Below are 8,429 nucleotides of genomic sequence, written 5' to 3' on the forward strand. Positions count from 1 at the left end.
GGCGATGTCGATCCCAATGCGCGTAAGCTTCATGAGTGGACTCCTCCTCACTGTGACTGGTTGTCTCGCAACTCCAGTCTGGCACTCTTAGATGCCGAGGGTGGGGAGGAGTCCATCCCATTGCTTTCGATCCGAAGCGGACGCTGGAACCGTGCAGCTTTGAGACATCAGCACATTGAAGGGGGTTGTGTGAAGCGAGGCGTTCTATTGATGGCTGCATTTGCCGTGAGCCTGTGGGTACCCGTGCCGTCAGCTCGTGCAGCAGTGGGTATTGAGCCTCAGTCGCCGGACGCGGTCCTTTTGCGTTGGTTCGCCAATTGTTCCCAACCGAAAATGATGGAAATTGAAGTCTCACTGGACGGGAAAAAGATCTACGAGAAGGAATTCGACTTCTGCTCTGTGCCACGCAGCGAGATGCAGTCACATCCGCCGGACACGGTGCTGAAATTCGATCTCAAAGATGAGAGCCGCAGCTTCTTTGGCGAGCAAAAAGGAACCCAGCTTGAGGGCAACATTTGGCAGTACGGAGGAGACGCTCACTATGTCGTTCTCGGGCTGTCCTTCGCAGCCAGTGACCACGTCTGGTGCGATACAACGCATTTCGTTGATCCGTTACATCGATCCAAATTGAGACTGTCGGAGGGCTTAGTGCTCACCACTTATCCGAAACCTTAGAGGATGGCGTTAGCTTTCAAATGTCCGCTTCCGACCCAAAGCGGGCCTCACCAAAAGCTTGATCGGGGACGAGACATTGGATCTGTTGCCACAAGACAAAGAGCTTCTTCGCAGAATCGACGAAGTCCTTCACTACGTGTGGGATCCAATCGGCGTTGCTGGCGTCCCACAAGCCCGGGACGAGTATGAAAGCTACGTCCCTCAGGTATTTCAGCTTCTCAAAGGCACTGCTGACGGAAAGGATGTTGCCGACTACTTGCTTTGGCTGAGCACGGAGCACATGGGAATGGGGTCTAACCCGAGTAAAGACGCCGAGGTAGTTGGCACACTCCTGGCTTGGCGCGAACACCTTTTTGCGTAATCTTAAATAGGTCCGCCTTCGACCCGGAGCGGACATAGCAGCAATGTGCGGGTCTGCTCAAAGGGGGGGGATATGAATCGCGTATTTGCCGTCTGGATAAGCGGATGGTTACTGGCCTGTGTGGCAAATGTAGCGGCTGCCGACGGCGCCGCAACGGCTACGGATGTGCGCAATACGGTAGAAGGCAGCATGTTGGTCACCGGCACCATCGAAGTGAACCCCGACGGTTCGCTCCATGACTACACGCTGGACCGGCCGGAGAAGTTGCCGCCGGTTGTGGTCGACGTGGTGAGCAAGACTGTGTCGTCTTGGACGTTCAAGCTGTCCGAGCCCATCAACGAGGTGGTGAAGACTGAGGTCAGCCTTCGGGTGGTGGCCAAGCCTGTGGGTGATGGCAAATTCAGGGTGGTTGCCGAAGGCGCGTCATTCGGTAAACCGGGTAATCGGAACGATCAGCCCTCCTACAAGGATCGCTCGTTCATTCCGCGATTTCCCAGGGTGGTGCTCAATGCGCGGGTGACCGGCACCGTGTACGTGCTGACGCGCATCGGTCGCGACGGGACGGTGCAGGAAGCGATTGCAGAGCAGGTGAACCTAGACCAGTTCGGTCGCGAAGCGGACATGAACCGTTATCGCAAGCAGCTGGCCGACTCGTCGATCTTCGCTGCGCGCCATTGGACCTTCAACCCTCCGACGAAGGGGGCTGATGTAGACAATCCGTATTGGGTCGTACGCATTCCTGTGAGTTTCTATTATGCAGAGCAGGGAGTACCTCCGGCGAAGCAATACGGCCAGTGGGAAGCCTATATTCCGGGACCGCGCCAGACGCCGTCGTGGATTGGCAAAGCGCTGGCCAATGAGGCGCCGGATGCAATGCCTGGAGATGGATTGCGATCGGGCGACCCGAGACTCCAACTCGTTACGCCGGTCGGCGGTGCCTGACTCGCGATTTTTCGACGGCTGACGCAACCCGAAATCAGTCCGCTTTCGACCCGCAACGGACATGGCGGCGGACCTTAAAACAGGCTTTTGGGAGGCATATGCTGTTTCGACTACTCACATTTGCCAACGTTGCGCTGGCTCTCGCCGCGGCATGTTTTGTTTACATCATGCTTCCCTACGCAGTTGGCGTACGTTGTGAAGGTGTTCGCCAGATCGGTCGTACATGCGGCCCCATTTCTAACACAGACCTATTCTTGCCCGCGTTCGCCCCTGTTGCGATCATCGCTGCAATCACATGCATAGCGTTTTGCATTAGGAGCCGCTATCGCCGCACAGGTCTTCTGCTGCTGGTTCTTTGTCCATTGGCGGTGGGTATACGTGTACTTATCGTCTGGGCCTCGTGATGCCGATATGACGGGCCGGGCTGCTAAGGTCTGCTTTCGACTGCGGATTCAACCGGTCGTTGCAACACCCATAGACTGCGACAGCAGGAGGTGTGTTGCCAATGGCCCAACGACCCCGGATCCATTACACAGACACCCACAAGGCGCTGATGTGGGACCGCTGGCAGCATGGCGACTCGCTGCACGAGATCGCCGCCCTGTTCGATCGGCATCATTCGTCGGTGCGTCGGATCCTCGCCGAGACCGGCGGCATCCGACCGATAGCCCGTCACCGTGCCGAGCGCGCGTTGACGCTTGCCGAGCGCGAAGAGATCTCCCGCGCCCTGGCGCTGGGCCGGTCGATCCGGGCCATTGCCTTGCAACTGGAGCGAGCACCATCGACCATCAGCCGCGAGATACGGCGCAGCGGTGGTCGGGACGATTACCGTGCCAATCAGGCCGACCAGCAAGCCTGGGATCGCGCTCGTCGTCCCAAGGTCTGCAAGCTGGCCAAGCACCGGCGGCTCGCAGCCCGTGTGGCGGAGAAGCTATGTGGGCGGTGGGCGCCAGAGCAGATCGCCGGGTGGCTCAAGCACACCTATCCGGGCAACGAGGACCAGCAGGTGTCACACGAGACCATCTACCGCAGCCTCTACGTCCAGGCCCGTGGAGTCCTGAAGAAAGAACTATTGGCCCATCTGCGGCGCACCCGCACGATGCGCCGATCGCGCCAGCACACCCAAAAGACAGCCAACCATGGCCAGCTCCGCGACATGGTATCCATCAGTGAGCGACCGGCCAGCGTCGAGGACCGGGCTGTGCCCGGTCATTGGGAGGGTGATCTGCTCTGCGGCAGCGGCAACAGCCAGATCATCACTCTCGTCGAACGGCATTCGCGCTTCGCCATGCCGATCCCCGTCGCCCGCAAGGACACCGCGACCGTCATCGATGCGTTGATCAAGCACGCGCGCACCTTGCCCAAGGAACTGTATCGCTCGCTGACGTGGGACCGCGGCAGCGAAATGGCCGACCACAAGCGCTTCACGCTGGCGACTGATATCCAAGTCTACTTCTGCGACCCACACCATCCGTGGCAGCGCGGCTCCAACGAGAACACCAACGGCTTGCTGCGACAGTACTTTCCCAAGGGCACCGACTTGTCAGTGCACTCGCAAGCCAAGCTCAACGCCGTCGCACGGGAGTTGAACGGACGTCCAAGAAAGACCTTAAACTTCGAGACGCCGGCCGAGCGATTTCATCAAACGGTTGCAACGACCGGTTGAATCCGCGCTCCGAAGCGGACATTCGACGCCTTCTACACGGGAGGGCGTTTTATGGATGTAGGTATACTTCACACAGATCTGAGCTGCCCTGAAAGTTTTTATGTACACACTTCGCCCATCGCGCCCTGAAGATGGCGTCGCTCTAGTCGACCTTTGGCGTCGTTCTGTGGATGCCACCCATCATTTTCTAAGTGCCGAAGACCGAAAGGCCATTGATGCCGAAGTGTGCGGGTTTCTGCCCCATGCGCCAGTGACAGTTGCTGTCGATGAAAACGACAATCCCCGTGGGTTCATGCTGATCGATGGGACACATTTGGAGGCGCTGTTCATCGATCCAGATGTCCGCGGCATCGGCATCGGCCGCCAACTGCTGCAGCATGGGCTGTCGCTGCATGGGGAGTTGAGCACCGACGTCAATTTGCAGAACTCCCAGGCGGTTGGCTTCTATCAACGTATGGGATTCGTCGAAACGGGGCGGTCGAAGATGGATTCACAGGGACGACCCTACCCTCTTATCCATCTGCGTTATCAAGGCTAGCTGGACGTGGGCTCCCAAGGCGGATGTCGCCAGAAGCCAAGAACGCCCGCTTCTGGACGATAGCGCACATTGGCGGCGCGGCAGGACTGCTGGCAGTGCTGGCGTCCGCTGCCGACCCACAGCAGACCTTTCACATGTGAGACTGCCGGCAGCTCGGCCAACGGCCTTAAAGGGGACGCAGTGAACCAATTTATCCGATTTGCCCTGCCCGGCCTTGCATTGGCAATGGTCACGGCATCGCCAGCTTCCTACGCCACTTGCTGGGAATCAGGTGAGGGACCGACTGCCGTCTACCGACACCCGACGGTTGCTGGCGAGTTCAAAGAGGCAACGTCCGTTATCACCGGTCGTGTTACCGCTGAACGCCATATCTCGGAGCCGGACGATCCGGAGGGTTATGCGTGGACGATCTACACAGTGCAGGTGTTGGAGACTTTCAAGGGGACACCGCTACGGGCGATCCAGCTTCTGTCGGAAAACACTTCGGCAAGGTTTTGGATGGATACCGGGAACACCTATCTCTTGTTTGTAAGTCATGCCTCGGCGGTTGAAATGGCTGGACAAGAACGCCTTCCGATGGACTACATCGACAATTGTGGGAACTCGGCGGTCGCCAGGGACGCTGCGAACTCGCTCAAGACAGTGCGCGGGCTTTCGAAAGTTCGGTAAGGTCCGCTTCCGGCCCATAGCTGACATTGCATCAGCACAACGCTGGCAAGCTCTCTCAGCCAGACGGACATCCATCTCACCCAAACCTGACAGACGATGCGCTACCTGCTTGTTCGGGTCAGGCCGTCATTCGCGCTGTCTTTTCGCAGAGCCTCGCGAATGACCATGACGACGAAGTCATGAGGCGCGAGCCGTGAGTGCCGGAAACACCCACGACCCGCTAACCATCACCAACTAAACGAGAGTTGATCATGGCTACCCACGATCATACGGGACGCATTCGCCCGTTCGTCCCCCCTGCCAGCACCCTGCCTCCTCCCTCTGACGACCTGTCCCGCGTGCGCGTGACGTGGCCCGATTCCCCGCGTCACAGCACGCGCGGAGACATCGCCCTGGCGGTGCTCTCGCTCACGCGCCTGCGTTATGACAGCGAGCAATGCCGCAAGGCGCAGGCACGCGGATTCCCCGGCAGACCGCTGGAATGGCCGCTTCCCGTGGCCCTCACGGCCAGCCTGGGCACCGCCATCCACTGCCTCCAGCAGTACGCCAGCCTGCTCGGTCACGACTCACGAGTGAACACGCCACGCGTTCGATGATCGCCTTGGCGGCGCATCGGCCCACCCGGCGCTGCGCCGCACCCTGGCGATCACTGACATAGTCACTAGGCATGCACCGACACGGAGGGCTGCAAGCGCCCGCCTGTTCTGCAGTCGTGCCTGACAAGGAAGGGACACCCATGGAACTGATCCAACTTTCACCACGCATGGACGTGGATGCTTCACTGCACCTGCGCTCCCCCGGCGAAGTGCTGCTGCTCGACTACCTGCTCCCGGCAACGATGAATCATCAGCAGCTCGCCCGCCGTACAGGTATCCGGGCTCCTCATCTCAGGGAGTTCCTCACCGACGCCCGGCCCATGACTCCGCGGCATGCGATACGGCTAGCCCTGGTCCTGGACACCTCCCCGCTCTACTGGCTGGTGCTGCAGGCCCGCTACGACCTGGCCCGCGAGGCTCTGCGGGCCTCCGGCGATCGCTAGGCGTGGCGCCCGGTCAACGACCGTCTGCAGACAAGGCGGCGATCAAGACTGTGCCACGCCTCAAGCTCTACTCGTGGCTACAGTGAGCCAGATTCCGCGATCGCAAGCGCACATTGGCAGCGGCGACTCAGCCTCGCCCGGTCGAACGTCCGCTATCGGGCAGAACCGTTCCTTGGCGGATCAGCACGCGGGTTCGCGGATGAATCGTCAACCGCCAAGCCAGTCAGCCGGCCATTGGCTTTTCGGATGGAGAAGCAACCAGATCTCGCCCTGGTCAGACGGCACGTAGGTGCCGAGCGCCTGTTCCGTGAGCTGCGCATTGCCACCGTCGGCTAGACGTTTGAAACCCGTCACGCCCGTAACAGTGAAGCCCGCCACTTCTGGCTGTTCTGCAACCAGCTGGCGGAAGTTCGCGATCGTCAGGCATGGCCCCCGCGGCTCCATGTAACTCGTGGGGAGGATGTCCACTTCGCCGCCGGACAGGTCGACTTGCGGAAGTCCCGCATCGCTGACTTGCACCTGCCCAGGCTCCATCTCGGCATCGTCAACGATCCGTGTCGCGATAAGGACACGAAATGTCCCCGAAGCATCGCCTGCTTTGTTTGCGTCCGCGAGCAAGTCAGAAATGATCATGTGGCCCCTACTGATTGAAGTCAGGCAATCCCGCCAACTGGAGGGCCACCCTGGGTGGATAGCGGACGCTGCGCAGATGAAACCACAGCCATCGCCAGAGCTCCATGGACACGAGCGACCGCTCACTCATGCGTTGTAACCATGCATAGCCCAAGCTCTGGCTTGAGATTTGTATAGTTGGGCACGTCTGCCATCAGGAGTGCCCCTGTAGCGGCCATGGCTTGCTGAGCGACCTCGAGCGTTGAGAAGTAGGCGTTGGAGGCCGCGACAATGTCTCCATCCTCCGGCGGCCTGGCCGAGAGGTACCGATCACTCTCCAGGCGCACCAGACCATGAGGCTCGAGCACCTGCCTCGTCAGCTTCATGTGCTCGAGGCGGTAGTAATCGTGATCGAAAGATGCACCTTCTTTCCAGCGATAGAACCCGACGACGCGAATCATCTCAACTCCCTGGCATTTGGTTGGCATGGCGTGGCGGCCACCATTCTGATGGGCCGCTGCCTTTCGTCTTCATTTCGACTGGCGTCCGCCCTGCCCGCTATGGGCTGCGACTTCAGCCGGTCATTGGTTGACGTGTAGTTCGGCTTAGTTAGCCATCGGATGGCTTCGCCCGTAAGTCAATCTCAAATGACGTGTAGAACGGAGCATGTGGCGGCACAAACAGCTGGCTTCTCTTCGCAATTGAATCGAAGCACTTCACGAAGGCTGTTTCATCACTACGCCACGTTCTAGTTACAGAGCCATGGGCGTCGAGCTCGAGCACGACGGTAAAGGGAGGTGGCACCACGTCGACGGAGACAGGACATGTCGACAGGACCTTGTCCAGGATGGCCGTCTGGGAAGCAAGTAACGCGTCGCTATTCGCTGCCGAAAGCTTCGACTCCTCGCAATCCGCGCGGTCCTTGGCAGACTTCAAAGACAAGTCGTTTGCGATTGCGCCTTGGCATGTAGCGATCAGGCCAATCAACAACAAAATTCGCATCGCCCTCTCCCCTTTGAGAAATGATGCGGCCGCTTTGCTATGTCCGCCATGGGTTGAAAGCGACATATCACGGCCTGGCCTCGTCCAGCTTTCGACGGACTTCCATAAGTGCAAAACCAAGAAGATTTGGTCCTTCCCACAGCCGGGGATCGGAGGCGTGCGGATCGTCACTACTTAGGCCGATGCCCCAGACACGATCTACCGGACTTGCTTCCACCAACACCCTGTTCCGAGTGCTTAGCAGGAAATCACGCAGAGCTGGGTTCTGTTCAAACTTGGCCAAATTGCCCTGAATAACGACCTGGAAACAGCAATCCTTCCAGCGCTTCTCTTCAAAGCCTCGCACTTCACGCCCAAGGTGCTTTGCTTCGCCCGGGGTACGGGCAACGAGAATTCGTTCGTAAATCTCAACATCACCGAAGAGCTGCGCTTTACGGGCCATCATGAAGTGCTCCGCAGTTTGGAACACTTGACCGTCGACGCAGAAGCTAGCCGGGTACCACTGCGAAAAGCATTGCTTACCGATGACGCCGGTGTTTGATCCCGTATGCCCCCAGAAAAAGACATATTTGGGCTGAACGCCCAATTGAATTTCGTTCAATAGCCAGCCCAGGTCGAACGAGTTGATGGGCATGCGCAGGTGTTCCGTTCGATTTGAGAGCTTATGCTCGGGAAACTGCTTCTGAGCCGATCAGTTGTGTCTGCTGTGGGTTGCGGATTCAACCGGTCGTTGCAACACACCTCCTGCTGTCGCAGTCTATGGGTGTTGCAACGACCGGTTGAATCCGCAGTCGGAAGCAATGGGATGGACTCCTCCCCACCCTCGGCATCTAAGAGTGCCAGACTGGAGTTGCGAGACAACCAGTCACAGTGAGGAGGAGTCCACTCATGAAGCTTACGCGCATTGGGATCGACATCGCCAAAC

The 8,429-nt window shown here is 58.9% G+C and carries 11 protein-coding genes; 7 read left to right on the forward strand and 4 right to left on the reverse strand.

Annotated elements, in window-relative coordinates; translation table 11 throughout:
* The 7 genes from EPB08_RS20855 to EPB08_RS20890 all read left to right on the forward strand — a co-directional run.
* Positions 1-675, forward strand: a 675-nt coding sequence (locus tag EPB08_RS20855) for a hypothetical protein (protein WP_205746437.1), incomplete at its 5' end; no start/stop codon positions are given.
* Positions 676-1,108: 433 nt separating this feature from the next.
* On the forward strand, positions 1,109-1,978 hold the full coding sequence (locus EPB08_RS20865) for an energy transducer TonB (RefSeq protein WP_130621057.1): 870 nt from the start codon (positions 1,109-1,111) through the stop codon (positions 1,976-1,978).
* A gap of 505 nt (positions 1,979-2,483) precedes the next feature.
* Positions 2,484-3,644: an IS30 family transposase gene (locus EPB08_RS20870; protein ID WP_130621058.1), complete on the forward strand. Its 1,161-nt coding sequence runs from the start codon at positions 2,484-2,486 to the stop codon at positions 3,642-3,644.
* Between the two features lie 100 nt (positions 3,645-3,744).
* Positions 3,745-4,182 (forward strand): acetyltransferase, encoded by a 438-nt coding sequence (locus tag EPB08_RS20875; protein ID WP_130621059.1) that lies wholly within the window; start codon positions 3,745-3,747, stop codon positions 4,180-4,182.
* 180 nt (positions 4,183-4,362) lie between these two features.
* Positions 4,363-4,851 carry a hypothetical protein gene (locus tag EPB08_RS20880; protein ID WP_130621060.1) on the forward strand — a complete coding sequence of 163 codons (489 nt, stop codon included), beginning with the start codon at positions 4,363-4,365 and terminating at the stop codon, positions 4,849-4,851.
* A 251-nt stretch (positions 4,852-5,102) separates the two neighbouring features.
* Positions 5,103-5,447: a hypothetical protein gene (locus EPB08_RS20885; protein ID WP_130621061.1), complete on the forward strand. Its 345-nt coding sequence runs from the start codon at positions 5,103-5,105 to the stop codon at positions 5,445-5,447.
* 140 nt (positions 5,448-5,587) lie between these two features.
* Complete coding sequence (locus EPB08_RS20890) at positions 5,588-5,890, forward strand: HigA family addiction module antitoxin (RefSeq protein WP_205746438.1); 303 nt, start codon at positions 5,588-5,590, stop codon at positions 5,888-5,890.
* Between the two features lie 207 nt (positions 5,891-6,097).
* On the opposite strand, the gene EPB08_RS20895 is transcribed toward EPB08_RS20890, so the two are convergent.
* From EPB08_RS20895 to ybiA, 4 genes are all read right to left on the reverse strand, one after another.
* Positions 6,098-6,523, reverse strand: a complete 426-nt coding sequence (locus tag EPB08_RS20895) for a hypothetical protein (RefSeq protein ID WP_130621062.1) — start codon at positions 6,521-6,523, stop codon at positions 6,098-6,100.
* A 122-nt stretch (positions 6,524-6,645) separates the two neighbouring features.
* The gene (locus EPB08_RS20900; RefSeq protein ID WP_130621063.1) at positions 6,646-6,963 is read right to left on the reverse strand and encodes an EthD family reductase; all 318 of its coding nucleotides are present in this window, start codon (positions 6,961-6,963) and stop codon (positions 6,646-6,648) included.
* A 148-nt stretch (positions 6,964-7,111) separates the two neighbouring features.
* Positions 7,112-7,570 carry a hypothetical protein gene (locus EPB08_RS20905; protein ID WP_205746439.1) on the reverse strand — a complete coding sequence of 153 codons (459 nt, stop codon included), beginning with the start codon at positions 7,568-7,570 and terminating at the stop codon, positions 7,112-7,114.
* Position 7,571: 1 nt separating this feature from the next.
* Positions 7,572-8,138 carry a riboflavin biosynthesis intermediates N-glycosidase gene (gene ybiA / locus EPB08_RS20910; protein WP_130621065.1) on the reverse strand — a complete coding sequence of 189 codons (567 nt, stop codon included), beginning with the start codon at positions 8,136-8,138 and terminating at the stop codon, positions 7,572-7,574.
* Positions 8,139-8,429 lie beyond the last annotated feature (291 nt).

The sequence above is a fragment of the Dyella amyloliquefaciens genome (genome assembly GCF_004296575.1).
Lineage (GTDB): Bacteria > Pseudomonadota > Gammaproteobacteria > Xanthomonadales > Rhodanobacteraceae > Dyella > Dyella amyloliquefaciens.

Excerpts from the sequence above, each read along its gene's own strand:
- EPB08_RS20900 (WP_130621063.1), bottom strand. The coding sequence starts at position 6,963 with ATGATTCGCGTCGTCGGGTTCTATCGCTGGAAAGAAGGTGCATCTTTC.
- EPB08_RS20865 (WP_130621057.1), top strand. The coding sequence starts at position 1,109 with ATGAATCGCGTATTTGCCGTCTGGATAAGCGGATGGTTACTGGCCTGT.
- EPB08_RS20890 (WP_205746438.1), top strand. The coding sequence starts at position 5,588 with ATGGAACTGATCCAACTTTCACCACGCATGGACGTGGATGCTTCACTG.
- EPB08_RS20870 (WP_130621058.1), top strand. The coding sequence starts at position 2,484 with ATGGCCCAACGACCCCGGATCCATTACACAGACACCCACAAGGCGCTG.
- ybiA (WP_130621065.1), bottom strand. The coding sequence starts at position 8,138 with ATGCCCATCAACTCGTTCGACCTGGGCTGGCTATTGAACGAAATTCAA.
- EPB08_RS20885 (WP_130621061.1), top strand. The coding sequence starts at position 5,103 with ATGGCTACCCACGATCATACGGGACGCATTCGCCCGTTCGTCCCCCCT.
- EPB08_RS20895 (WP_130621062.1), bottom strand. The coding sequence starts at position 6,523 with ATGATCATTTCTGACTTGCTCGCGGACGCAAACAAAGCAGGCGATGCT.
- EPB08_RS20875 (WP_130621059.1), top strand. The coding sequence starts at position 3,745 with ATGTACACACTTCGCCCATCGCGCCCTGAAGATGGCGTCGCTCTAGTC.
- EPB08_RS20905 (WP_205746439.1), bottom strand. The coding sequence starts at position 7,570 with ATGTCGCTTTCAACCCATGGCGGACATAGCAAAGCGGCCGCATCATTT.